The organism is Phyllobacterium sp. UNC302MFCol5.2 (assembly GCF_000686005.1).
GTDB lineage: Bacteria > Pseudomonadota > Alphaproteobacteria > Rhizobiales > Rhizobiaceae > Phyllobacterium > Phyllobacterium pellucidum.
Genome location: NZ_JMLL01000010.1, coordinates 1,815,763 through 1,839,299, shown reverse-complemented (window position 1 = coordinate 1,839,299; position 23,537 = coordinate 1,815,763). Strand labels below are relative to the sequence as shown.

Here is a 23,537-nt window from a genome sequence, read left to right as displayed (position 1 = left end):
ATGATGGATGTTATTGTTCTTTAGGGCCATCATCGTCGATGTTGCCGAGATGGAGTGCGTATGACCGATCAACACCCCGACCAACGGGACGCTGAAGGGGTCAGGTTCGATATTTTCAGGAGTATCGATCGCCTCCGTTTGTCCACATGGGTCGCGATCAGTTTCGAGCGCCTCTGGCCGCTGCTGCTGCCGTTCCTGCTGCTGGGCGGCGTCTTTCTTTGCCTTTCCTGGTTTGGAATTTTCCGGCTGATGCCGGATCTTTTGCGCCTCGGTACGCTGGCGCTTTTCCTAATCGGACTCATGCCGTGCTTCTATTTCCTTTTGAAGTTCCGCCTGCCGGATCAGGAGGAGATCGATGCGCGGCTCGAAAAGGTCAATGCCCTCGACCATCAGCCAATCACCGTGCAGTCGGAAGAATTGGCCACGAGCAGCGCCGACCCCTTCGCCCGCGCACTCTGGGACGAGCACCGCCGGCGGATGGCGGAACGCATTCGCAATCTCAAGAGCGACCTGCCGCAGACACGTGTGCCCGAAATCGACCCGTGGGGTTTGCGCGCAATCGTCGGCCTGTTTCTGGTAATTGCTTTCGCCTTCTCTGGCGGGCCTTTGGGTGGGCACATCAGCGATGCTTTCCGCAGCCATGGCGGTAGCAACGTGGCGCCGCCGCGGATCGATGCCTGGGTCACGCCGCCGCGTTATACCGGGCGCGCGCCGCTGTTCCTGACGTCGGCAGCCAACACCGCCGAGAAACAGTTCACGGTTCCAGAAGGCAGCATCCTCACTATCCGCGTTATTGGCGGAAACGGTACGGAGAAGGTGACACTGCGACCACATGGCGGAATTGCCGCGGACGTTGCTGCCAAGCAGGAAGGCAAGCAGCCTGAAGGCGAGGCCGTAAAGGACAGGCCGCGCAATTTCGAGATGTCGCTCGGCGCTACCAGCAACGTCGCGCTGTTTGTCGATGGCCGCGGCAACGCCGAATGGACCTTCTCCGTCATCCCGGATGAGCCGCCTTCTATCCGCTTCACCAAGGACCCGTCGAGCGCGGCAAACGGGACCATGGAGGTGACCTACGAAATCAAGGATGATTACGGCGCGGTCAGTGCCGTCGCCAGGATGGAACCGGCCAAGCCTGCCGACAATGACGCCCGTCCGCTCTACAATGCGCCGGACCTTCCGCTTGCACTGCCCCGCCGCGGCGAAGCGGCAAAGGAGACCAAGACCACCAAGGACCTTACGGAGCATCCATGGGCGGGCTCCGAAATCCGCATGACGCTTGTTGCCACCGATGACGCCAAGCAGGAGGCGCGCAGCGAAACGAAGACGCTCATCATGCCGGAGCGGCCGTTCGCCAATCCGCTGGCCCGTGCGGTAATCGAGCAGCGCCGCAACCTGGCGCTGAATGCCAACGCCCGGCAGGATGTGCTCAACACGCTGGACGCAATCACGATGTGGCCGGAAGAAACCATCAAGAACGCCTCGCATTATCTTGCCTTGCGCAGCGTCCACACACGGCTCGACATTGCCCGCACCGATGACCAGTTGCGCGATGTTGTCGCCTATATGTGGCAGGTCGCGCGCGGCATAGAGGATGGCGCCCTTTCTGACGCTGAACGGCGGCTGCGTGAAGCGCAGGAAGCGTTGAAACAGGCGTTGGAACGGGGCGCGAGCCAGGAAGAAATCGAACGCCGCATGGCCGAACTGCGACAGGCGATGAACCAGTATCTGCGCGAGTTTGCTGAAAAGGCGCAGAAAAATCCCAACATGGCGCAAGCGCCGAACCAAAACATGCAGGAACTGCGCCAGGAAGACCTCGACCGCATGCTCGACCAGATCGAGGATCTTGCCAAGCAGGGTTCGCGCGATCAGGCGCAACAGTTGCTCTCCGAATTGGAGAACATGCTCAACAACCTGCAGATGGGGCAGAACCAGCGTGGTCAGAACGGTCAGCAAGGTCAGATGCGCCAGCAGATGGACAAGCTCGGCGAGTTGATGCGGCGCCAGCAGGACATGATGAACCAGACCCACCGCCTTGAGCAGCAGCGCCAGAACGGCATGCAGCAGGACTACGGCCAGAATGGTCAACAAGGGCAAAATGGCCAGCAGGGCAACCAGGGCCAGATGTCAGATCAGGAGATCGAGAACGCCTTGCGCGGCCTGCAGGAAGGGCAGAACAAGCTCAGGTCCGATCTCGACCAGATGATGGACGATCTTAAGGGCCTCGGCATCAATCCGGGCAAGGACTTCGGCGATGCCGGCAAATCAATGGGCGATGCCGGCAAGTCGCTCGGCGAAGCTGATGGGGGTCAGGCGCTCGACCAGCAAAGCAATGCGCTTGACGCCTTGCGCCGCGGCGGCCAGGACATGATGAAACAGATGCAACAGGCGATGGGTCAGGAGGGCCAGACCGGACCGGAAGGACGCCAGCAAAACGGCCGGCTCGATCCGCTCGGCCGCGAGCGCCGCACTGGCGGCATCGACGACGGCACCAGCACAAAGGTCCCCGGCGAAATCGATATCCAGCGGGCGCGCGAGATCCTGGATGCCATCCGCCGCAGGCTTGGCAATGCGCTGAGCCCGCAGATGGAAAAGGACTATCTCGAGCGGCTATTGAAGTTCGATTAAGCGTCGTCAGTCACGACGCCGACATAGGGCAGCTGCCGGTACGAGTGGCCGACATCCATGCCATAGCCGACGACGAAATAGTCCGGGCATTCAAAACCCTTGAAATCGGCCTCGATATCGGTCTTGCGCTTGACGCTTTTGTCGAGAAGCACGGCAATGGAAACGCTGCGGGCGCCGCGCGCCAGCATCAATTCGCGCGTGAACTTAAGAGTCTTGCCCGATTCCAGAATATCATCGATCAACAGCACATCGCGTCCATGCACATCGCTGTCGATATCGCGCAAAAGATGCACTTCGCCGCTCTCGGTTCCCTTGCCGTAGCTTGACACCGTTATGAATTCGACATCGGGTTCCGCGCCCGCATCGTGCATGGCGCGGATCAGGTCGGCTGCAAAGATGAACGATCCCTTGAGGATCGAAATAACGAGGAGGTTCTGGAAGTTGCGCCCGACAATGGCCTTTGCCAGTTCGAGGTTCCGCTCCGCAATCGTTTCGGCGCTGAATAGAACGTCGATGTTTCTTCCGCTGACCTTTGGCATGCGTGTCTTTCCGGTTTCATATACGGGGTGGTTGCGCAGATGCGCTCTATAGCCTGATCCTGAGGCAAAAAGCAAAGTTGAACATGTGCGGGCGGCTTACTGTCCGATGAATAGCACGTGCCCGCCGGCGATCCAGAATGCCGACGGGGCCGCCAAAGCGACGACCAGCCAGTAGCCAAAACCGGGAAGGGTTGGACGGCGCGAAACCGCAGGAGTGAATATCGCAAAGCCGCCTGCTATTGCCGCCACCTCAGCATCTGCGTCGATCGCGCTTCCACCTGGCATTATCGTTTCGAACGAAGCGTCTTCGATGTCGGGCATGGCGAATGCCTGCGCCGACGCAATATTCATGGCATCGTTCGCAAGCGGTGCTGCAGATTGTGCATTCATCCGGTTTTCCGCTCACCCTGCCATGTTGCAGTCATGTTTGTCCGAATCATGCGCAGGAGCCTAGCGCGCAAAAATTAACGTTTCGGCTGTTGTTCAGGCATGTTGATGGGTGGTCAAATCTGTTCGCGCCAAATAAAACGGGCATGGATTTGAGATTGGAAAACTACGCTTGATTCGCTTTGAGAATGTCGGACTGCGATACGGGATGGGCCCGGAGGTGCTGCGTGATGTCAGCCTCCATATCTCGCCCCGCTCGTTCCAGTTTCTGACCGGTCCCTCTGGCGCCGGCAAGACCTCGCTGCTGCGTCTCCTCTTCATGACGCTGAAGCCGACACGCGGTCTGATTACGGTTTTCGGCAAGGACATTGCCACCATCTCATCGAAGGAAATGCCGCTACTGCGCCGCCGGATAGGCGTCGTCTTTCAGGATTTCCGCCTTCTCGATCACATGACGACCTATCAGAATGTCGCGCTGCCGCTGCGTGTGCGCGGCAAGGAAGAGGCGACATACCGCGCCGAAGTCGAGGAACTTTTGCACTGGGTCGGCCTTGGCGAGCGCATGCACGTGCTCCCGCCAGTTCTTTCCGGCGGTGAGAAGCAGCGCGCGGCAATCGCTCGCGCCCTCATTGACCAGCCCGAGATTCTGCTTGCCGACGAGCCTACGGGCAATGTCGATCCGCCGCTGGCGCGGCGGCTGTTGCGGCTCTTTGGCGAGCTCAATCGTTCCGGCACCGCCGTTGTCATCGCCACCCACGATCTCACGCTGATGGACCAGATCAATGCGCGGCGCATGATCCTCGATCAGGGGAGGCTCGACATCTATGATTGACGCCGCCCGCCTCAAGGAACAGGCGTTCTCCGCCATTGGCGTCCTTGTCGCGCGTGTGCGCGGCGGCAACGGCCAGGCGCCGATCGTTCCTGCAGGCAATGTCGTCGGACATGCTCTGATGATCGTGATTGCCATCATGACCTTTCTTGCCTGCCTCACAATAGGCGCCGTCAGCCTTGTCCAATCGACAGCGGCCACCTGGCAGAGTCAGATTTCGACTGAAGCCACCATCCAGATACGCCCCGTCGAGGGCGAGGACATGGAAGCGCTGCTCGCCAAGGCAAGTGGTATTGCGCAAGGTTTCGCCGGCGTGAAGGCAACGCGGATCATCGACAGGGCAGCGACGGCGCGGCTGCTTGAGCCGTGGCTCGGCACCGGGCTCGACATTGATGAACTCCCGGTGCCGCGCCTCGTTGTCGTGACGCTCGACGAGGCCGCTATGCCCGATTTTGCCGCCATCCGCGCCGCGCTCGTCAAGGATGTGCCGGGGGCAAGCTTTGACGATCACCGCAACTGGGTGGACCGCCTCGTCTCAATGGCCCGCTCGACCGTGCTCATCGGCACCGCGGTCCTTGCCCTCGTCGTGGCGGCGACGGTGCTGACGGTTATCTTCGCAACGCGCGGCGCCATGGCGGGCAACGGCCATATCATCGAGGTGCTGCATTTCATCGGCGCTGAACAGAAGTTCGTTGCCCGCCAGTTCGAGCGGCATTTCTTCTGGACCGCGCTCAAGGGAGCACTCTGCGGCGGCGCGCTCGCGATAGCCATTTTCCTGATGATTGCGTGGTGGTCGTCGCGCAATCTCGCCACGCCTGAGGCAGATCAGGCGACCGCGCTTTTCGGCAATTTTTCCATCGGATCGAGCGGCTATACCGGTGTTGTCCTTATTATTCTGGCGGTCAGCGTCCTCACGATGATTACAACGCGAATGACGGTCATTGCACATTTAAGACAGGTGGACAGACGCGACGAAACCTAACTTTGTTAATTTAGTTTCAGTAACATGGATTTGGCAAAAGGCCCCTGCAAGGCCGCGGTTGACCTCCATTTGAAAGACATATCTCAGACAAGGCAATTTGCGCGCAAGATGAACGGCGTGAACGACAGCAACGGCAACCAGGATTCCGACGATATGAGACGTGATGGGCGGGTCGTGACATTCGTCCGCAATCGCATCGTCTTGCCTTTGTTCGTCCTCGCAATTCTTGCCCTCGGACTGTTCATCGGCGGCTTCATCATTTTCAGCGATCGGGTGACGATGATGGAACCGCCCGATTTGACCGAGCCGGCCGATGGGATCGTCGTTCTCACGGGCGGTTATTCGCGTATCGAGGGGGCGCTCGACCTGCTCAAGAACAAGCGCGGCAAGCGGCTTTTCATCAGCGGCGTTCATGCCTCGGCCAACCGCGCCGAATTGCAAAGGGTCACGGGCGGCGATGCGGAACTGTTCGACTGCTGCGTCGATCTGGACCGTTCGGCACTCGACACCATCGGCAATGCCGAAGAGAGCGTCAAATGGGCCAATGCGAACAATTACAAGCGGGTGATCGTGGTCACCAACAATTACCACATCCCGCGCACCATGTTCGAACTCACCCATGCTTCGCAGGATATCGAATTCATTCCCTATCCGATCATCAACACCAACCTGCGTGATGGCGACTGGATATCGCGCGGCCTGATCGTGCGCGTACTCTTCGTCGAATACGTCAAATATCTCGGCGCTGTCCTGCGCTCCAATCTGCCCGACAGTCTGTCCGATGCCACCGCGTCACTTCTGCACCGTTTCAAGGGGTAATTTCACGGGCGCCGGTTTGCCGGTTCACGGCCACGCTGAATTGGTATAACGAAGACCGCAAGCCGACAGCACCAGAGACCCTCATGACGATCATCCGGTCACTTCTCTTCAACACCGCCTTCTATCTCAACCTGATCATCCAGATGATCATCTTCACGCCCTTCTACTTCCTCAGCCCGCGCAAGCAAGCCTGGATCATCCCCAAGAATTGGGCAAGATCCAATCTCTGGCTGCAGAAGGTCATTGCGGGCGCGGAGCCGCTGATCGAAGGGTTGGAAAACCTCCCGGACGGCCCCTATATCTGCGCGCCGAAGCACCAGTCGTTCTGGGATACCTATGCCTTCCTGCCGCACATCGCCGACCCGGTCTATATTCTCAAGCGCGAACTGACGTGGATCCCGCTATTCGGCTGGTATATCGCCAAGATGAAAATGGTGCCGATCGACCGCGGCAGGCGTTCAGCGGCGATGAAAGCTGCAGTACGGGGTGCTCGCGATGCCATTGCGGACAACCGGCAGCTGATGATCTACCCGGAGGGTACCCGGACGGCTCCCGGTGCTCCGCCGCATTACAAATACGGCGTTGCCCACATCTATGGCGAACTCGGCGTCCCTGTGGTGCCAATTGCCCATAATGCCGGGCTTTTCTGGCCGCGCCGCAAATTCTTGCGCTACCCCGGAATAATCCGCTGCCGTATCCTGCCGCCGATCCAGCCGGGTCTCGACAACGACGCCTTCCTCAAAAAGCTGGAAGAGGTCACGGAAGCTGCATGCGACGAGCTATTGATCGCAACGGCGAAATCCGACAACCCGCCGCCAATGCCGCCAACGGCGGTCCAGCGGCTGAAGGAACTCGGCGTCGAGGTTTGATTATTCCATATTACGAGTTGCCACGCCCTCGAGCCTCGCCTCAGGACCAGGCGTCAGCCCTGGTCGACAGCAGCCGCGACTGCCTCCATCCAATGGTCCCGAATATCCATCTTGCGCATATGTTCAAGCGTACTGTGCACATAGTCTTCGTTACGGCCGGATTTTCCGACCGAACCGCGGACCGCCATTGCCGCATCTTCAACGGACAGTGCCCCAGCATATTGCACATGGTCGCGGTCCACGATGTAGGTTAGCGCCTCGACCTTGCGGCCGTCCGCAAGGCGTACGCCGAGGCGGCGTTCGAGATAAACATGGGTCACAAGCTCGCGCTCGCGCAGATACGCCACAACCTCATCCTCTAGCTCTCCAGGCACGCGAAACGCCATGCCGAGACATGACCCACCTCGATCAAGCCCGAGGACGAGGCCCGGTCGCTCCGGCGTGCCACGGTGAACGTAGGAACGCACACAAAGCGCGCGCCGATAGCCGTGGAGCCGCGCATGGGTGGTCTCCACATGAGCGAAGCCGGGTTTCCACATCAAAGATCCGTAGCCAAAGACCCAAAAATCGCCCATATCCATCCTGATAGCTGTACTCCCACCCAGCGGAGCTTCCTCATGATCGATAGCGAGAGCCGGACCATGCCGTCAAGCACCCCCGAAACTGTCAAGAAGCCGCGCAGGCTGCTGAAATTTCTTATCGGCGGGCTTGTCGTGCTTGGCGTGATCTACACGGCCGGCTGGTACTACCTCGCCCGCGAGCTCGAGACCCGTGTTGCGACCAACATCGCCGCCTTCAAGGAAAGAGGCATTGACGCGACTTGCGAGAACGCAAGGGCCAGCGGCTTCCCCCTGCGCGTCGGGCTCGATTGCACCAAGGTCGGCTGGGCCGACAAGGCAAAAAATCTTTCAGTGACAGCAGGAAGCTTCCGCTCGGCGGCACAGCTTTACGATCCAATGCGTATCAACAGCGTCATCGAGGGGCCTGCTGCGCTCGATCTGCCGGGGTTTATTCCACTTGATGCCAAGTGGGACGGCCTGACCTCCAGTATCCGTCTCGACCGGCCGCTTCCGAAGGAAATCACGATCGACGGGAAGAATGTCGTCGTGAGCGGGCGTGATCCGGGCGCGGCGCCAATCGCCGTCGTGGGAAGCGGGCAGCTCGACTTTCGCGCCAATGATCCGCAGATGGATGTCTCGCTCAGTTTCAACAAGCTCAAGCTCGCCGATAACGTCGTTCCCAACCGTTCGCTGCCTGAACTCACCGGCGCTGCGGACATCGGACTTGCCAACGGTTTCGCGCTTCTGGGTAAAACCGAGCGCAACCCGACTGTCCTGCGCGGGCAATCAGGCACTTTGCGCAAGGTCGATCTCTCCTTTGAAGACGGCAGCGGCGTCGGCATTACCGGACCGTTCTCGGTGGCTGAAGATGGGCGCATCACCGGCGAATTCCGCGTGACATTGCGCAACCCGGAGGGCTTCGCCAAGGCCGTCCAGGACATCGTTCCCGAGGCCGGCAATACGATTTCGACCGTGCTGCAGGCGCTTGCCTTTGCGCCGCGCGACGCCAACGGTGCACCGACACTGCCGATCAGTGTGAAGAACGGAAAAATGTCCGTCGGCTTTATTAATATCGGCCGCCTGCCGGCGCTGTGACTTTATTGGGACGACGGATCGCCTGCAAAAAGTACCCTCTCATGGTCCATTGTGGACGGCGCACCTGATTCCCCTACCTTGTCGGCCGGTACCGCAGGCGAATTCGGGAAATCCACGATGCTCGCGCATCGCGCCTCCAACTCCTCAAGGAATGTAACCGCTCGCCAGGGATTGTCGTCTGCGATGTAATCGCCAATCGACAATAAGTCGCTTCGCGCGGCGTCTGTGAAGGCAAGCTTCAAAAGCCGCGTTCTTTTGCCATGGCGGTGTAGCGGGCCTTCAACTCGTCGAAGACATCCTGCGCAGGCCTGACCCGGCCCGCCTCAACGTCTTCAAGACCTCGTGCCAGGGCTGCGTCCAGCGCAGCCAGACGCTTCTCACGTTCATCGACGAGGCGAATACCTTCGCGCAGTATCTCGCTCTTCGAATTGTAGCGCCCGCTCTTGATAAGGCGCTCAACGACCGCCTCCAAATTTCCCAGTTCAACACTATGTGCCATGGCTTCACCTCTCGACTATTATGAATAATCGATAATAGTTATCAAGCGCCTTCTATCGATCGCTCTAACTCCCCGGCTGGCTTGCCTTCTGGCGGCCGAAATCGGGGGCGTCGATTTCCTGCCCTGCGTCGATGATGCCGCGGCGCACCGCGCGGGTGCGCGTAAACAGGCTGAAGAGGGCATCGCCGTCGCCCCAGCGGATCGACCGCTGCAACGAGGATAGATCTTCCGAGAAGCGTGCGAGCATTTCGAGGATCGCCTCCTTGTTGTGGAGGCAGACGTCCCGCCACATTGTCGGGTCGGAGGCCGCAAGGCGCGTGAAGTCGCGAAAACCCGAGGCCGAGTATTTAATAACTTCGGAATTCGTCACTTCCTCAAGGTCGCTGGCGGTGCCGACAATATTGTAGGCGATGATGTGCGGCAGGTGCGAGACAATGGCGAGCACCCGGTCGTGGTGCACAGGATCCATCGTATCGAGCCGCGAGCCGCACGCTTCCCAGAATTTCGTCAACCGGTCGAGCGCGTCCGGGTCGGTACCTTCGAGCGGCGTCAGAATGCACCAACGATTGTTGAAGAGTTCGGCAAAGCCTGAATCCGGTCCGGAATATTCAGTACCCGCCAGGGGATGGCCGGGAATGAAATGTACGCTTGCGGGAAGTTCCGGCTGCATCTGTGTAATGACAGAACCCTTGGTCGAGCCGACATCCGTGACGATGGCGCCAGGCTTAAGCGACCCGGCAATCTGTCGCGCAACTTCGCCGGAGGAGCCGACCGGCACGGAAATGATCACCAGGTCGGCCTGCTTTACCGCATCGGCGGTGTCGAGCGTGTAGCTGTCGCCAAGCCCCAGTTCCCTGGCCCGGGAAAGCGTAGAGGCGCTGCGTGTGGAGATGACGACATGATCGGCAAGGCCCTCGCGCTTGATGACGCGCGCAAGGGAAGAACCGATGAGGCCGATGCCGATCAGTGCGATTGTGTCAAAGTGGATTTTGGACATGGTCTACTTCAGAAATTCTGCGAGTGCGGCGACTACGCCGCGATTGGCTTCCTCGGATCCGATGGTAAGGCGCAGCGCGTTGGGGAATCCGTATCCGCCGACGCGGCGCAAAATATAGCCCTTGCTCGTCAGGTAGGCGTCGGCCTTTTCGGCCGACTTTGCCGGATCGGCCGGGAAATGCACGAGCAGGAAATTGCCGACAGATGGCGTGACCCGCAGCCCCAGCGCCGTCAGTTGCTCGGTCAGCCACGGCAGCCACTTCTCGTTGAATGCGACGGCCGCATCGACATGGGCGCGGTCGCGGATCGCCGCGGCGCCGGCGGCGATCGCCGCCGAGTTCAAGTTGAAAGGACCACGAATGCGGTTGACCGCGTCAATGACATGGGCGGGCGCAAACATCCAGCCGATGCGCAGGCCGGCAAGCCCGTGAATCTTCGAGAATGTTCGGGTCATCACCACGTTTTCAAAGTTCGAGACGAGTTCGACCCCGGCTTCATAATCGTTGCGACGCACATATTCGGCATAGGCGGCATCAAGTACGAGAAGAACGTTCTTCGGCAGCCCTGCATGCAGCCGGCGCACTTCCTCGAATGGCACGTAGGTGCCGGTCGGGTTGTTCGGATTGGCCAGGAATACGATCCTGGTGCGCGGCGTCACTGCGGCAAGAATGGAATCGACATGCGCCTGCTCGGTCTTTTCCTTGGCGACGACAGGCGTTGCGCCAGCCGCCATGATGTAGATCTTGTACACCATGAAGCCATGCTCGGTATAAACGGCCTCATCGCCGGGAGCGAGATAGGTCTGGCAGATCAGTCCGAGCAGTTCGTCGGAGCCATTGCCACACAGGATATTGCCGGCATTGAGGCCGTGCATTTCGGCGATCGCCTTCTTCAGCGCGGTCGCCTGCCCGTCCGGATAGATTTCCAGCCGTTCCGCCGCGGCGCCATAGGCTTCGATCGCGTGCCGGCTGGCGCCAAGCGGAGTTTCGTTGGACGAGAGCTTGTGAACCTTCGCGACACCCGGCGCATGTTCCTTGCCGGGCACATAGGCCTCGATGTCGAGCACACCGGCTTTGGGGGTTGGGCGTAGGTCTTTAAGCGTCGTCGTCATGATTCTATGTTCCGTGGCATCGTACGTTTCGAGGGGCAATGCTCGTCGTTCACTGGAAAGCAACCGTGCGGACATAGCCGCACACGGGGCGGATGTCGAGAAAAATGGCATTTCACCTTCTTGGCCTTGATCGCCATGGATGACGGCCAGCACCAAAGTAACCATTGACTTTGTCTCTACCGCAACCATAGCTACCGGCATCTTGCTCAATTTTCGCGTAAAGATGACCAAAGCCAGCCGAGCATCAGCAACGACCGATCAGAAGATTCAGGAGGCGACCAATCCCCATAGTCCCGTGGTGGATTTCGGGGCGGACAAGCCCTTGCATCTTGATAGCGGCGTGTCCCTGTCTCCGTTCCGCCTGGCCTACCAGTCCTACGGCGAACTCAACGCCGACAAGTCCAATGCCATTTTGATCTGCCACGCGCTCACCGGCGATCAGCACGTTGCCAACGTGCACCCGGTGACAGGAAAGCCCGGATGGTGGGAGACGCTCGTCGGACCTGGAAAGCCTGTCGATACAGACCGCTATTTCGTGCTTTGCTCCAACGTCCTTGGCGGCTGCCTCGGATCGACTGGCCCCGCATCGATCAATCCGGAGACAGGCAAGCCCTATGCGCTCGATCTGCCCGTCATAACCATTGCCGATATGGTCCGGGCTCAGGCCATGCTCATCGACCATTTCGGCATCAAGCAACTCTTTGCCGTCATCGGCGGATCGATGGGCGGCATGCAGGTGCTCGAATGGGCGTCGAGCCATTCAGATGGGGTGTTCGCCGCAGTGGCGATTGCGACAGGCGCGCGGCATTCATCGCAGAACATCGCCTTCCACGAAGTCGGCCGCCAGGCGGTCATGGCCGATCCCGAGTGGAAGGAAGGGCGTTATCTCGAAGCAGGGACAGTGCCCCGCAAGGGTCTCTCCGTTGCACGCATGGCTGCGCACATCACCTATCTTTCGGAAGTTGCCCTGCATCGAAAGTTCGGCCGCAATCTTCAGGACCGGCAAAACGTCACGTTCGGCTTTGATGCGGATTTCCAGATCGAAAGCTATCTGCGCTATCAGGGCATGAGCTTCGTCGACCGCTTCGATCCGAACTCCTATCTCTACATGACCCGCGCCATGGACTATTTCGATCTGGCGGCCGAGCACGAGGGGCGCCTTGCCGACGCCTTTGCCGGGTCGAAAACACGTTTCTGCATCGTATCGTTTACCAGCGACTGGCTGTTTCCAACGAGCGAAAGCCGCACAGTCGCCCATGCCCTGAATGCCGCGGGTGCTTCGGTGTCTTTCGTCGAGATCGAATCCGATCGCGGTCATGATGCCTTCCTGCTTGATGAGCCGGAGATGTTTTCGGCCATCAACGGCTTCATTCGTTCGGCGGCGCGCGCCAAGGGGCTCCTGGCCCAATGAGCGTCAACACCAATGCCCGCGTCGATTTCGAAGTCATCGCCTCGCTGGTCAAACCCGGTTCCCGCGTCCTCGATGTAGGATGCGGCGATGGCGAACTCCTCGAATTGCTGCAGAGCGCAAAAAATGTCGATGGCCGTGGCGTCGAGCTATCGCAAAAGGGCGTCAATGAATCGGTGGCCCGCGGCCTTTCGGTCATCCAGGGCGATGCCGACAGCGATCTCAAATACTACCCCGATTCCGGCTTCGACTATGTGATCCTGTCACAGACCCTGCAGGCGACCCGCAATCCGAAAAACGTCCTCACCGAACTCCTGCGCATCGGCGAGCGCGCAATCGTATCCTTCCCCAATTTCGGCCACTGGCGCGTGCGAACTTCGCTTGCCCTTAACGGGCGCATGCCGGTCACCAAGGATCTTCCCTATAGCTGGTATGACACGCCGAACATCCATTTCTGCACAATCAGAGACTTTGTCGACATGACCAGGGAAGTCGGGGCCGAGGTGGAATCCGCCGTCGCGCTCAATGCGCTCGGCCAACGGCTCGGCTTCAACATGCCGTGGGGATTCTGGAACCTATTCGGCCAGCAGGCCGTGTTTCTGCTCAAGCGTTAGATCCCATCCCGCCGGGCACTGGCCGTACCTGACGGTGACAGTACCGGAACGAAAACGCGCCGCGAAGAACGCTGCGCAACCGGCAGGCCCTGGTAGATTCGCTTTTGCGCTTCGACGATGTGAACGCCCGAGAACATCGGCCAGAAGCGCCGGCCCGCCCGCTCGAACAGCGGCGACGGCCGCATGACGGAGCGCCTCGACGACGGCGGAAAGAACAACGCCTCTGCCCAGGGACCCGGCGTGAAGTTTGCCTCGCGCAGGAGCCGCGTCAGCTGCCCGCCGCTATAGGGCCTGCCGCTGCCGAAGGGCGTATGCTCGAAGCGCGCCCACAGGCCGCGCCGGTTCGGCACGACAATGACCAGCCTGCCGTTGGGCGCCAGCACGCGCCACATTTCCTTGAGCGTTTCGCGCGGGTCTTCCGCATGCTCCAACGCATGCACCATTAAAATCCGATCTACGGAAGAATCGGGCAGCGGCAATTCCTCTTCGAAGATCAATGCCGTGGCGGAAGGCTCCGCAGGCGGCCAGCTCGCGGCGCCTTGCCCAGCCGGCATGAAGGCAAACGTACGCTCCGTATCGCCGCGAAACCGGTCGAGATAGGGAACGGCGTAGCCAAGTCCGACGAGCCTTTCTCCCGGCAGTTTCGGCCAGATCGAAGCGAGTGCCATCGTAATCGAACGCTCGGTCAGGTGGCCGAGCGTCGATGCGTAGAATGCGCGGAGATCGATAATGTCGAGATGCATGCGGGCAACCTAAAGCGTTCCTGCCTTAAATAGAAGCAGATACGAGTATCGCCAACATGAACATGAAACTTCTAGGGACAGGTGGGTTGCGCCGCTCAGTAGCAAGGCTATCCTGTTTCGACTCCCCTTTCTCCAAGAGAACGATCATGTCCAATCTCCAAATCGAACAATTCACGGCACGCAGCGATAATTTCGGCGTGTTGATCCACGATCCGGACGCTGGCCTCACTGCGTCGATCGATGCGCCCGAAGAAGCGGCGATCCTCGATGGCCTGAAGCGGCGTGGCTGGAAGCTGACCCACATCTTTACGACGCATCATCATGGCGACCACGTAGAGGCGAACCTTGCCCTCAAGAAACGTTTCGGGTCCGAAATCATCGGGCCCGCCGACGAGCGTTCAAAAATACCGGGGATTGATCGCGCCGTGAAGCACGGCGAGCGCTTTGCGTTCGGCAACTTCGAGGTCGAGGTCATTTCGACACCCGGGCACACGGCAGGCGAGATTTCCTATTACATACCAAACGGCAAGGTCGTGTTCACGGGAGATACACTGTTTTCGCTCGGCTGCGGCAGGCTCTTCGAAGGGACACCATCGACGATGTTTCAGTCGTTGCAGCGCTTGATGGCGCTACCCGGCGAAACCCAGGTCTATTGCGGGCATGAGTATAGCGAAAGCAATGCGCGTTTCGCCCTGACAATCGATCCCGACAATTCGGCGCTGAAGGAGCGCGCCAAGGAGATCATGGCCTTGCGCGAGTCGAGCCTGCCAACCTTGCCGACGACGATCCTGCGCGAGATGGCGACCAACCCATTCCTGCGCGCCCATGATCCCGTTATCCGCAAGAACCTGAAGATGGAAAACGCCAGCGACGAGGCGGTGTTCGCCGAAATCCGCAAGCGCAAGGATGTGTTCTGATGACGCTGACGCCCGAGGCCATCCGCAGCTACCTTAGACTTGCGCCGCATCCCGAGGGCGGCTCCTACGTGCAGACGTTTCGCGATAACAGGCAATGGCCGGTCGGCGGTCGCGGCCATTCGACGGCAATCTATTTCCTCCTCGAAAAGGGCGAGGTGTCGGCCTGGCACCGGGTCAAGGACGCCGCCGAAGTCTGGCACTGGTATGGCGGCGCGCCCTTGTTGCTGGCGATTGCATCTGCCGATGGAGCGCGCGAAACCCACCGCCTCGGTCTTGATCTTGCCGCGGGGGAACGGCCGCAAGCGGTCGTTCCGGCGGGACAATGGCAGAGTGCACAAACAACCGGCGACTGGACGCTTGTCGGCTGCACCGTCGCACCGGGCTTTGATTTTGCCCAGTTCGAGCTTGCGGAGCCCGGCTGGGAACCCTGATGTTTTTTATCGGCGCTTGAACAGCATTTCCTTGGCTGCCAGCACCGCCCCGAGCGTGATGAGCAGGCAGGCGAGCATGACACGCGTGGTCGGCTCCGTCACCCCGGCAATGATGAGGACAAGGGTCGAAAGCAACGGTGCAGCATAGCTTGCTGCGCCCAGCACCTGGATGTTGCCGTGCTTGACGCCGTAATCCCAGACGTAGAAGGCGGCGCCGACCGGGAAGAGGCCGAGGCCGAGCACCGCCAGCCACTGAACCGCGCCCTCCGGCCAAATCGTCTGTTCAAGCATCAGGTGTGAGACGAGCGAGAGGACAGATGTCGCCGCGCAAAAGCCGGTCACGGCATCGGTCGGCACATGGGCGAAGCGCCGCGACAGCAGCGAATAGGCAGCCCATGTGAGCGCGCACAGCCCGGCCATGGCATAGCCGAAGCCATATTGCGCATCAAAGCCGAAGCCGCCACCCTTGGTAATGATCAGCACTGTTCCAGACAGGCCAAGCAGCGTACCGACGATGTGGAACCAGCGCAGCTTCTCGCCCGGCATGAGCGCGGAGCCGACAACGATAAAGAGTGGCCAGAGATAGGCGATAAGGCTTGCATCTACCGCAGGGGCATTCCGAAGCGCGGTGAAATAGAGGAAGTGGTAGCCGAAGAGGCCGGCTATACCCAGCAGCCAGACCTTTGCCGGCTGGCGCAGGTTGCGTGCAGCGCCGGGACGCCAAAGCCAGGAAATCAGACCGAGACTCGTACCGATGGCGAAGGTCATGGCTGTGAGCTGGAATGGTGGCACCTTGCCTGACACATCGGTGAAAAGGGCAAGCATTGCCCACATGATAATCGCAAGAAACCCGACGAACGTGGCCACGCGGCGCCCCCAATTTCGAAACGACCGCCCCCGGCCGCGCTATTTTGTCTTTTCGAAACGGGTCGCGTAAACGGTAACCGTACCGATCTGCGTGCCGATCCTCGCCTGCACGGGCGAATAGATAGCTGACTTGCCCAGCGAAGCAAAGGTGAGACTGATCTTGCTGGAGTTTTTCAGATATTCTATCGCCTTGCGGCCCGCCTGATAGCCGGCGATCGGGACGAATTTCGCGGTACACGTTATGGCATCGCCTTTGAAGCCGCGGGTCGCGAAGGGGGCGACACCACCTGATGGCGACAGCTTGAGATCGACGCGCGTCTGCCCGTCATAAAGATGCAAGGTCTGGGCGCAGACCTCATCGGGACGATCCGCCGCAACCATCACTCCGGATATGGGATCGGCAACGGATTGGAGATCGGCAGGCGTCAGCTCCACCCAGTTCTTCTTCTTGCTATTAATGGGCGGAACGTTGGTTGTATTGGTCACATTGCCATTGGTGAAGGCAATCGAGGTCAGCTTGTCGCGGTCGCCGTGCCGGTACTTCACCTCATAGGAATTCGGCACAGGACCGTTCTTGGCAAGGTGCCCGGTGACGTCCAGATTGCCGTTCGTATCGTCGAAAATACTGGCAAGGCCGGAACTCGAAAGCTTGCCCGTGACCTTGTAGGCACCATTTTCCTCAACGCTGGTCGAAAAACTCGCCTTTGCGATCGACAAGCCATATATCGACACACGGTAGTCGGTCTTGAACGACTGCGCCCCATGTGCCGGCACGGCCCCGATAAGCGCGGCGGCGGCCAACGGAAAGAGAGCTAGTCTTCGGATGGCAAGGTGCCGGGTAGGCTTCATTCTGTCATTCCCGTCGGTGCGCGTCCCTTTCTCCGGTTCGAACGTAGAAAGCAGGCAAAGTTGTGATAAAGATGTGAACTGACGGCCTGCCACGCAAGAGCTGTGCCAAACTTCGCAGCCGGCAGCAGAAGTAGACTTGACGCGCGCGGCTCATATCACTATAGAAACGCGACTTCCCAATAGGCCGCCTGTCCGATAAGCGCGCCGCTGCACGGCGACGTGCGATGGTAACAAGAAACATTCGGGCTATAGGTAATGAAATTTGAAGGTGAGACCCAATGTCCCGCACATGTGAATTGACCGCTAAATCGGTACAGTACGGTAACAATGTGAGCCATGCGAACAACAGAACGCGCCGCCGCTTTTTGCCGAACCTCTGCCACGTTACGCTGATCTCCGAAGCTCTCGGTCAGAGCTTCCGTCTGCGCGTCTCGGCTCATGCCCTGCGCAGTGTCGAGCATCGCGGTGGTCTGGACGCGTTCCTGGCCAAGGCTGACGAGAAGGAATTGTCGCAGCGCGCTCGTCTTTTGAAGCGCCAGATCGCCAAGAAGCTTCTCGAGGCGCCTATTGCTGCCTGATCAGGCAGCGGCTTCCATTTGATTGCCGTAAGGCCAGCTTCGGCTGGCCTTATTGTTGTCATCATCGTTTTGGCTGGTTCCATTACCCAGGATAAAAAAATGCCGCTCAAAAGCGCTTATTCTCCTTCGGATTTCATTCTTCCCGTCCTCGCCATGTGTGCCGTGGTCGCTGCCTCCAATATTCTGGTGCAGTACCCGTTCAACCATTTGGGCCTTGGTGAAATACTCACCTACGGGGCGTTTACCTATCCGATCGCATTCCTGGTCAACGACCTTGCCAACCGCAGTTATGGCCCCGCCTTTGCGCGCAGGGTCGTCTATGTCGGCTTTACGATCGCTGTGGTCCTGTCGATCTGGCTGGCGACGCCGCGCATTGCGATTGCCTCTGGCACTGCCTTCCTGACAGCCCAGTTGCTCGACATCACTGTTTTCAACAAGCTCCGGCAGTTGACCTGGTGGAAGGCCCCCTTCGCCTCGGCGATTTTCGGCTCGCTCCTCGACACGCTGCTGTTCTTCTCCATCGCCTTCGCCGCGAAATTTGCGTGGATCGATGCAGTGACGGGCCGTCCCGACTCGTCACTCGCCATGCCTGTTCCATTCTTCGGCCATGAGATCCCGCTGTGGATGTCGCTGGGCTTCGGCGACCTCATGGTCAAGATCGTCATGGCCGTGGTGATGCTCGTCCCCTATGGCGCCATTCTCGCCATCTTCGCGCCGGCGATCTATTCGGCCAACCGGAATTCCAGATAAAGATTGCGCTGGACGATCGAGTGGTTGTCGTCGGAAACGAGTGACACCCGCGTCGAGCCGTCCTCGGCCTGCCAGACGTCAAGCGCTTCCAAATTGTCGATCTGGTAGCGCATGTCAGCATCAAGAATGACGGGACCTTCCACAGTCGCGCCGGGTACGATGGCGGCGGCGGCTATCCGGCGAATGCGCAGCGCAACGCCGCTCGCAATGCTGAAGCGGCGCTCCAGCAACAGGAGATCGCCGTTCGGCAAAAAATCTCCATCACTAATGTCGAAACCGTCGATGCGCTTGACGTAGAAGATCCCCTTGCGCGGCCCCTCAAGCACGGCTGCAAACATGTCGCCGGCCTTGTTGATGCTCTTCTCGGTAACGGCAACGCGGGCGCCCTGGAGCGGCCCTCTCTCCGGCGCATAGGCGATCGTTTCGATGCCGCGATTACTGCGGAGCTCGTTCTCCGGTATCGGCAGCGGCAGAAATCTTGGCTTTGACGCGAAGTTTTCGAGATCGAGATCGAATTCTGCGATCCGGTGCACGCGTTCGAATGAGACCGTCACCGTGCTGCCCGAAACACTCATGCCTTCGGCGTCGGAATTCCATTTGCCCTCAAGAGGCGCGCCATCCTCGCTCGGGATCGGCGCGAGGCGGAATTTGCCGACCCCGACCGGCCTGCCTTTCTCGTCGCGTTCCATCGTGCCGGCATACCAGAAGCCCGTATCGGTAATGCCGAGAAACGAGCCGCCTTTGTCGAGATAGCGGAACGCCGAAAGGCCGCCGAAGTCGCGATTGGTCGAAGAAAGGTCGAGACCGCCGACGAACTCCAATGCGCCAAATCGGGTTTCTGACGATCCGATCCGAAAGTTACTGATCGGATATGCCTTGATGACAGCGGGCGACACGCCCTCGTCCTGGGCTTGCGCACTCAGGGGAATGAGAATAGCGGCTGATAGCAACGCGCGCCGGAAAGCCAGCGCGGGTCGCCGCATTAACGCTTCCGCGCGGATTTCGGCGCCCGTTCCGGTTCCTCGAACAGCGAGGCGAGTTGCTCGGTCATGGCGCCGGCAAGCTCCTCCGCATCGACGATTGTGACAGCCCGTCGATAGTAGCGCGTGACATCGTGACCGATGCCGATCGCGATCAGCTCAATGGGCGAGCGCGTCTCGATCTCTTCGATGACGGCGCGCAAATGCCGTTCGAGATAGTTGCCCGGATTGACCGAGAGCGTCGAGTCATCGACCGGCGCGCCATCCGAAATCATCATGAGGATGCGACGTTGCTCGGGACGGCCGAGCAGACGCTGGTGTGCCCAAATCAGCGCCTCGCCGTCGATATTTTCCTTCAGAAGTCCCTCGCGCATCATCAGGCCGAGATTGCGCCGGGAACGACGCCACGGCGCATCGGCGCGCTTGTAGACGATATGGCGCAGATCATTGAGGCGCCCGGGATTGGCGGGCTTGCCGCGTTCGAGCCAGGCCTCGCGCGCCTGCCCGCCCTTCCAGGCCTTGGTCGTGAAGCCGAGGATTTCGACCTTTACGCCGCAGCGCTCGAGCGTGCGCGCCAATATATCTGCACAGGTGGCAGCCACCGTGATCGGACGGCCGCGCATCGACCCGGAATTGTCGATGAGGAGGGTGACGACCGTGTCGCGGAAATCCGTATCGCGTTCCTGCTTGTAGGACAGCGGCTGTGTCGGGTCGATGACAATGCGCACGAGCCGCGCGGAGTCGAGATAGCCCTCCTCGAGATCGAAATCCCAGGACCGGTTCTGTTGTGCCATCAGGCGGCGCTGCAACCGGTTGGCGAGGCGCCCGACGACACCGGAAAGATTGGCCAGTTGCTTGTCGAGAAAGGCCCTCAGCCTGTCGAGTTCTGCTTCGTCGCAAAGTTCTTCGGCGTCCGTCGTCTCGTCGAACTCCTGGGTGAAGACCTTGTAGCCGCTTTCGGCGCCGAGATTGGAGAAAGGCGGATTGGGCCGGCGCGCCTCACCCGGAATTTCCGCGTCGGCGTCGCTATCTTCTTCCATCTCGTCCGACGAAGCATCGGTGGCCTCGGTTTCCCCGGCCTGGCTGTCATCGCTGGACGTGTCGGAATCATCGCTTTCGGACGAATCGCTGCCCTCGTCCTGCTCGGAACCGCCCTCTTCGTTCTCCTCCGGATCGGGCGAATCCTCGCTATTGTCCTGGTCCTCGTCCTGCTGGCTGTCCTGGGCGAGATCCTCGGCCATTTCCATGGAGGCGAGCATCTCGCGCACGACGCGGGCGAAGGCATTCTGGTCGTTGATCTTGGCGACCAGGTGGTCGATGTCGCCGGAGGCTTTCTCCTCGATCCAGTCGCGCCAAAGATCGAGGACGTTGCCCGCCGATTCCGGCGCCTTGCGTCCGGTCAGTTTCTCCCGCACGAGAAGCGCCACGGCTTCTTCGAGCGGCGCTTCGGCCTTGTCGGTGATCGCCGGAAAATTGGCCCGCGCATATTTATCCGAAAGCATCGAAGTCAGGTTTTCGGCAACGCCGTCCATGCGCAAGGCGCCGATCGCCTCGACACGCGCCTGTTCGACGGCGTCGAATATCGCCCTCGCCTGCTTGCCTTCCGGTGCGAGCGTCGCGTGGATACGGTCATTGTGGCAGGCTTTGCGCAGCGCCATCGAATCGCCAAGACCGCGGGTGACTGCGATGTCGTTGGCGGACGGGCGCTTGGGAAGGTCCGGAAGGCGGGCGCGATGGCCGGTCAGCGCCGGCTTGTCATTGCCAAAACCGACTTCGAGTTCATGATCGCCGGCAATGGCGCGCATGCAGGCGGTAACGGCACGCTTGAAGGGCTCGGAATCGACCGGGCCTTTCGGATTTGTACGTAAGTTATCTCCCGGACCTGCCATTTCCAACAGCCGCTCAGCTTATGACGACGTTGGCCGTTGATTCGGGCAGTTCCTTGCCAAAGGCGCGCTGGTAGAACTCCGCAACGATCGGCCTTTCAAGCTCATCGCACTTGTTAAGGAAGGTAAGCCGGAACGCGAAACCGACATCCTTGAAGATATCGGCGTTTTCCGCCCAGGTGATAACCGTTCGCGGGCTCATGACCGTCGACAGATCGCCGTTGATGAAGGCCGAGCGTGTCATATCGGCGACGCGGACCATCTTCGAGATGATCTCCTTGCCTTCCTTGTTCTGGTAGTGCTTGGCCTTGGCCGCGACGATTGCAGCCTCGTTGTCATGCGGCAGATAGTTGAGCGTCGTCACGATTGACCAGCGGTCCATCTGCGCCTGGTTGATCTGCTGCGTGCCATGATAAAGGCCCGTCGTATCGCCGAGACCGACGGTATTGGCCGTCGCGAACAGCCGGAAGGCAGGGTGCGGACGGATGACCCGGCTCTGGTCGAGCAGCGTCAGGCGCCCGGACGATTCCAGCACGCGCTGGATCACGAACATCACGTCGGGCCGGCCCGCATCATATTCGTCGAAGACGAGCGCGACATTGTGCTGGTAGGCCCAGGGCAGGATGCCGTCGCGGAATTCCGTAATCTGCATGCCTTCCTTGACGACGATCGCATCCTTGCCGACGAGATCGATACGGCTGACATGGCTGTCGAGGTTGACGCGGACGCAAGGCCAGTTCAGGCGGGCGGCGACCTGCTCGATATGGGTGGATTTGCCGGTCCCGTGATAGCCGGAAACCATGACGCGGCGGTTATATGCAAAGCCTGCGAGGATCGCGAGCGTCGTCTGCTTGTCGAAGAGATAGTCGTTGTCGATTTCCGGCACATAGGCATCGCCCGCCTTATAGGCAGGGACCATCATGTCCGAATCAAACCCGAAGAGCTTGGAAACCGAAACCGTTGTATCCGGCAAATTCGCAATATCGCGATCAACCTTGTTCATCATGCCTCCAGCGCGACTGCACGCGCAGACGCAAAACGATAGTCACACCCTGAAACCTCCGGCGAGGTCTCGAAAAATAAGCCGACAGCGGTCCTAGCAGAAACCAGCCTGCTTAAGCAATTGATAGGCCTGGATTACGTCACGGAAACGATCCTCGGAAGCCCGATCACCGCCGTTGGCATCGGGATGATGGCGCTTCACCAGCTCTTTATAGCGCGACTTGATGTCTTCGCTACTGGCTTTTGCGCCGAGTCCCAGCGTATCCAGCGCTTTCGCTTCCAAGGGTTTCGGCTTGCGCACATGAACCCGCGCCTCATTGAAGACGCTGTTGGGATCACGAAAACGATTGAGATAAGCCGCGCGGCCCGAGCGCAGCTTGGAAAAGTCCGGCGATGTGCGCGCCCCGCCAGCGCTTGCAGCCTGGGCGCTTGCGCCGGCGCCCGTTCCAGGCAGGCCAGCGATGGTCCAGGTCGGGCGGTCGCCTGTCAGGGCTTCCTTCTGATAGCGCGCGACTTCGGCATCGGAGAGACCGGAGAAATAATTGTAGCCCTTGTTATACTCGCGCACATGATCGATGCAGAAGTGGAAGAATTCTCCCTCCTTCATGCGGCCTACGGGGGCGCGATGCGGGCCCGGCTTTTCGCAGCCGTCCCACTGACACACCGGAGTGCGCGATTTTTCCTCTTCCGCCTTCTTCGGCCGGATGCGGATGCTGTCAAAATATTTCGAATTCGAGGTCATCTATCTTTGCTAAGCATGAATTGACATTTGCCCATGGATCGACCTAACGCCTGAAATGGCGGTAAATTTGTGATCATGTACGGATTTGCCAAGTGAAACTACCATATGGGCGCAGGAGAACGAAATGTCCACTCAGTCCGCAATCGAAAACAAACTGAACGAGGCCTTTCATCCCGTTTCTTTGGCAGTCATTAATGAAAGCCACCTCCACGCCGGTCACCATCATTCAGACGGCGATCATCATGGCACATTTGACGGATCGGGCGAAACGCATTTTCGGGTGCGTATTGTCGCGGACGCCTTTACGGGACTGTCGCGCGTCGAGCGCCACCGGGCGATCAACGACGTCCTCAAGGAGGAATTGAACGGGAGCGTTCATGCGCTGGCGCTCGAGCCGGCAGCACCCGGCGAGCCTACACGTAAATAGCGTTCAACACTCCATGAACTGCCTTTCGGGCC

27 protein-coding genes are annotated in these 23,537 nt (G+C 59.7%); 13 read left to right on the top strand and 14 right to left on the bottom strand.

The genetic code is table 11. The features are described 5' to 3' along the window. Positions 1-60: 60 nt before the first annotated feature. Entirely contained in the window at positions 61-2,625 is a 2,565-nt protein-coding gene (locus tag BR48_RS0110980) for a TIGR02302 family protein (protein ID WP_027231346.1), read from the top strand. On the opposite strand, the gene hpt is transcribed toward BR48_RS0110980, so the two are convergent. Continuing rightward, the gene (gene hpt / locus BR48_RS0110975; RefSeq protein ID WP_027231345.1) at positions 2,622-3,164 is read right to left on the bottom strand and encodes a hypoxanthine phosphoribosyltransferase; all 543 of its coding nucleotides are present in this window, start codon (positions 3,162-3,164) and stop codon (positions 2,622-2,624) included. The genes BR48_RS0110980 and hpt overlap by 4 nt on opposite strands. A gap of 96 nt (positions 3,165-3,260) precedes the next feature. Further along, the gene (locus BR48_RS0110970) at positions 3,261-3,554 is read right to left on the bottom strand and encodes a hypothetical protein (RefSeq protein WP_027231344.1); all 294 of its coding nucleotides are present in this window, start codon (positions 3,552-3,554) and stop codon (positions 3,261-3,263) included. A 205-nt stretch (positions 3,555-3,759) separates the two neighbouring features. Between BR48_RS0110970 and ftsE the strand changes: the two genes are divergently transcribed. The 4 genes from ftsE (at position 3,760) to BR48_RS0110950 (ending at position 7,050) form a co-directional block, all read left to right on the top strand. Then, a complete protein-coding gene (ftsE, locus tag BR48_RS0110965) occupies positions 3,760-4,383 on the top strand; it encodes a cell division ATP-binding protein FtsE (RefSeq protein WP_027231343.1) in 624 nt (207 codons plus the stop codon). Further along, a complete protein-coding gene (locus BR48_RS0110960) occupies positions 4,376-5,362 on the top strand; it encodes an ABC transporter permease (RefSeq protein WP_027231342.1) in 987 nt (328 codons plus the stop codon). Before ftsE ends, BR48_RS0110960 begins: the two co-directional genes overlap by 8 nt. A gap of 117 nt (positions 5,363-5,479) precedes the next feature. Further along, positions 5,480-6,181, top strand: coding sequence for a YdcF family protein (locus BR48_RS24345; RefSeq protein ID WP_245273365.1), 702 nt, complete (start codon positions 5,480-5,482; stop codon positions 6,179-6,181). An 83-nt stretch (positions 6,182-6,264) separates the two neighbouring features. After that, positions 6,265-7,050: a 1-acyl-sn-glycerol-3-phosphate acyltransferase gene (locus tag BR48_RS0110950; protein ID WP_027231341.1), complete on the top strand. Its 786-nt coding sequence runs from the start codon at positions 6,265-6,267 to the stop codon at positions 7,048-7,050. A gap of 53 nt (positions 7,051-7,103) precedes the next feature. On the opposite strand, the gene BR48_RS0110945 is transcribed toward BR48_RS0110950, so the two are convergent. Then, positions 7,104-7,625, bottom strand: a complete 522-nt coding sequence (locus BR48_RS0110945) for a gamma-glutamylcyclotransferase (protein ID WP_027231340.1) — start codon at positions 7,623-7,625, stop codon at positions 7,104-7,106. Between the two features lie 42 nt (positions 7,626-7,667). On the opposite strand from BR48_RS0110945, the gene BR48_RS0110940 reads away from it, so the two are divergent. Next, entirely contained in the window at positions 7,668-8,705 is a 1,038-nt protein-coding gene (locus tag BR48_RS0110940; RefSeq protein ID WP_027231339.1) for a DUF2125 domain-containing protein, read from the top strand. A 2-nt stretch (positions 8,706-8,707) separates the two neighbouring features. On the opposite strand, the gene BR48_RS24340 is transcribed toward BR48_RS0110940, so the two are convergent. The 4 genes from BR48_RS24340 to hisC all read right to left on the bottom strand — a co-directional run bounded on the left by BR48_RS24340 (position 8,708) and on the right by hisC (position 11,311). Further along, positions 8,708-8,947 (bottom strand): type II toxin-antitoxin system RelE/ParE family toxin, encoded by a 240-nt coding sequence (locus BR48_RS24340; protein WP_051614768.1) that lies wholly within the window; start codon positions 8,945-8,947, stop codon positions 8,708-8,710. Continuing rightward, entirely contained in the window at positions 8,944-9,204 is a 261-nt protein-coding gene (locus BR48_RS0110930) for a type II toxin-antitoxin system ParD family antitoxin (RefSeq protein WP_027231338.1), read from the bottom strand. Before BR48_RS0110930 ends, BR48_RS24340 begins: the two co-directional genes overlap by 4 nt. A 64-nt stretch (positions 9,205-9,268) precedes the next feature. Continuing rightward, entirely contained in the window at positions 9,269-10,201 is a 933-nt protein-coding gene (locus BR48_RS0110925) for a prephenate/arogenate dehydrogenase family protein (protein ID WP_027231337.1), read from the bottom strand. Positions 10,202-10,204: 3 nt separating this feature from the next. Beyond that, a complete protein-coding gene (hisC, locus tag BR48_RS0110920) occupies positions 10,205-11,311 on the bottom strand; it encodes a histidinol-phosphate transaminase (RefSeq protein ID WP_027231336.1) in 1,107 nt (368 codons plus the stop codon). Positions 11,312-11,534: 223 nt separating this feature from the next. On the opposite strand from hisC, the gene BR48_RS0110915 reads away from it, so the two are divergent. Both BR48_RS0110915 and metW read left to right on the top strand, forming a co-directional pair. Continuing rightward, complete coding sequence (locus BR48_RS0110915; protein ID WP_051614875.1) at positions 11,535-12,722, top strand: homoserine O-acetyltransferase; 1,188 nt, start codon at positions 11,535-11,537, stop codon at positions 12,720-12,722. After that, positions 12,719-13,333, top strand: a complete 615-nt coding sequence (gene metW / locus BR48_RS0110910; protein WP_027231334.1) for a methionine biosynthesis protein MetW — start codon at positions 12,719-12,721, stop codon at positions 13,331-13,333. The genes BR48_RS0110915 and metW overlap by 4 nt, the downstream gene beginning before the upstream one ends. Here metW and BR48_RS0110905 read toward each other — a convergent pair. Beyond that, positions 13,330-14,076, bottom strand: a complete 747-nt coding sequence (locus tag BR48_RS0110905) for a class I SAM-dependent methyltransferase (protein WP_027231333.1) — start codon at positions 14,074-14,076, stop codon at positions 13,330-13,332. The genes metW and BR48_RS0110905 overlap by 4 nt on opposite strands. Before the next feature lie 146 nt (positions 14,077-14,222). On the opposite strand from BR48_RS0110905, the gene gloB reads away from it, so the two are divergent. Together gloB and BR48_RS0110890 are read left to right on the top strand one after the other, a co-directional pair. After that, positions 14,223-14,993, top strand: a complete 771-nt coding sequence (gene gloB, locus BR48_RS0110895; RefSeq protein WP_027231332.1) for a hydroxyacylglutathione hydrolase — start codon at positions 14,223-14,225, stop codon at positions 14,991-14,993. Next, complete coding sequence (locus BR48_RS0110890) at positions 14,993-15,424, top strand: cupin domain-containing protein (RefSeq protein ID WP_027231331.1); 432 nt, start codon at positions 14,993-14,995, stop codon at positions 15,422-15,424. Before gloB ends, BR48_RS0110890 begins: the two co-directional genes overlap by 1 nt. A 6-nt stretch (positions 15,425-15,430) precedes the next feature. On the opposite strand, the gene BR48_RS0110885 is transcribed toward BR48_RS0110890, so the two are convergent. Beyond that, a complete protein-coding gene (locus BR48_RS0110885) occupies positions 15,431-16,291 on the bottom strand; it encodes an EamA family transporter (protein ID WP_027231330.1) in 861 nt (286 codons plus the stop codon). A 39-nt stretch (positions 16,292-16,330) separates the two neighbouring features. Beyond that, positions 16,331-17,140: a DUF3108 domain-containing protein gene (locus BR48_RS0110880; RefSeq protein WP_027231329.1), complete on the bottom strand. Its 810-nt coding sequence runs from the start codon at positions 17,138-17,140 to the stop codon at positions 16,331-16,333. Positions 17,141-17,418: 278 nt separating this feature from the next. Between BR48_RS0110880 and rpmB the strand changes: the two genes are divergently transcribed. Then, on the top strand, positions 17,419-17,718 hold the full coding sequence (rpmB, locus tag BR48_RS0110875; RefSeq protein WP_027231328.1) for a 50S ribosomal protein L28: 300 nt from the start codon (positions 17,419-17,421) through the stop codon (positions 17,716-17,718). Positions 17,719-17,817: 99 nt separating this feature from the next. After that, complete coding sequence (locus BR48_RS0110870) at positions 17,818-18,468, top strand: queuosine precursor transporter (RefSeq protein WP_027231327.1); 651 nt, start codon at positions 17,818-17,820, stop codon at positions 18,466-18,468. On the opposite strand, the gene BR48_RS0110865 is transcribed toward BR48_RS0110870, so the two are convergent. The 4 genes from BR48_RS0110865 to BR48_RS0110850 form a co-directional block, all read right to left on the bottom strand. Continuing rightward, positions 18,441-19,451, bottom strand: coding sequence for an esterase-like activity of phytase family protein (locus BR48_RS0110865; protein ID WP_027231326.1), 1,011 nt, complete (start codon positions 19,449-19,451; stop codon positions 18,441-18,443). The two genes, BR48_RS0110870 and BR48_RS0110865, sit on opposite strands and share 28 nt — an antisense overlap. Next, positions 19,451-21,337 (bottom strand): cobaltochelatase subunit CobT, encoded by a 1,887-nt coding sequence (gene cobT / locus BR48_RS0110860; RefSeq protein ID WP_027231325.1) that lies wholly within the window; start codon positions 21,335-21,337, stop codon positions 19,451-19,453. The genes BR48_RS0110865 and cobT overlap by 1 nt, the downstream gene beginning before the upstream one ends. A 13-nt stretch (positions 21,338-21,350) precedes the next feature. Continuing rightward, on the bottom strand, positions 21,351-22,337 hold the full coding sequence (gene cobS, locus BR48_RS0110855) for a cobaltochelatase subunit CobS (protein WP_027231324.1): 987 nt from the start codon (positions 22,335-22,337) through the stop codon (positions 21,351-21,353). Between the two features lie 93 nt (positions 22,338-22,430). Further along, a complete protein-coding gene (locus BR48_RS0110850; RefSeq protein ID WP_027231323.1) occupies positions 22,431-23,078 on the bottom strand; it encodes a J domain-containing protein in 648 nt (215 codons plus the stop codon). Positions 23,079-23,202: 124 nt separating this feature from the next. Between BR48_RS0110850 and BR48_RS0110845 the strand changes: the two genes are divergently transcribed. Then, complete coding sequence (locus BR48_RS0110845; protein ID WP_027231322.1) at positions 23,203-23,505, top strand: BolA family transcriptional regulator; 303 nt, start codon at positions 23,203-23,205, stop codon at positions 23,503-23,505. The last annotated feature ends 32 nt before the right edge of the window (positions 23,506-23,537 follow it).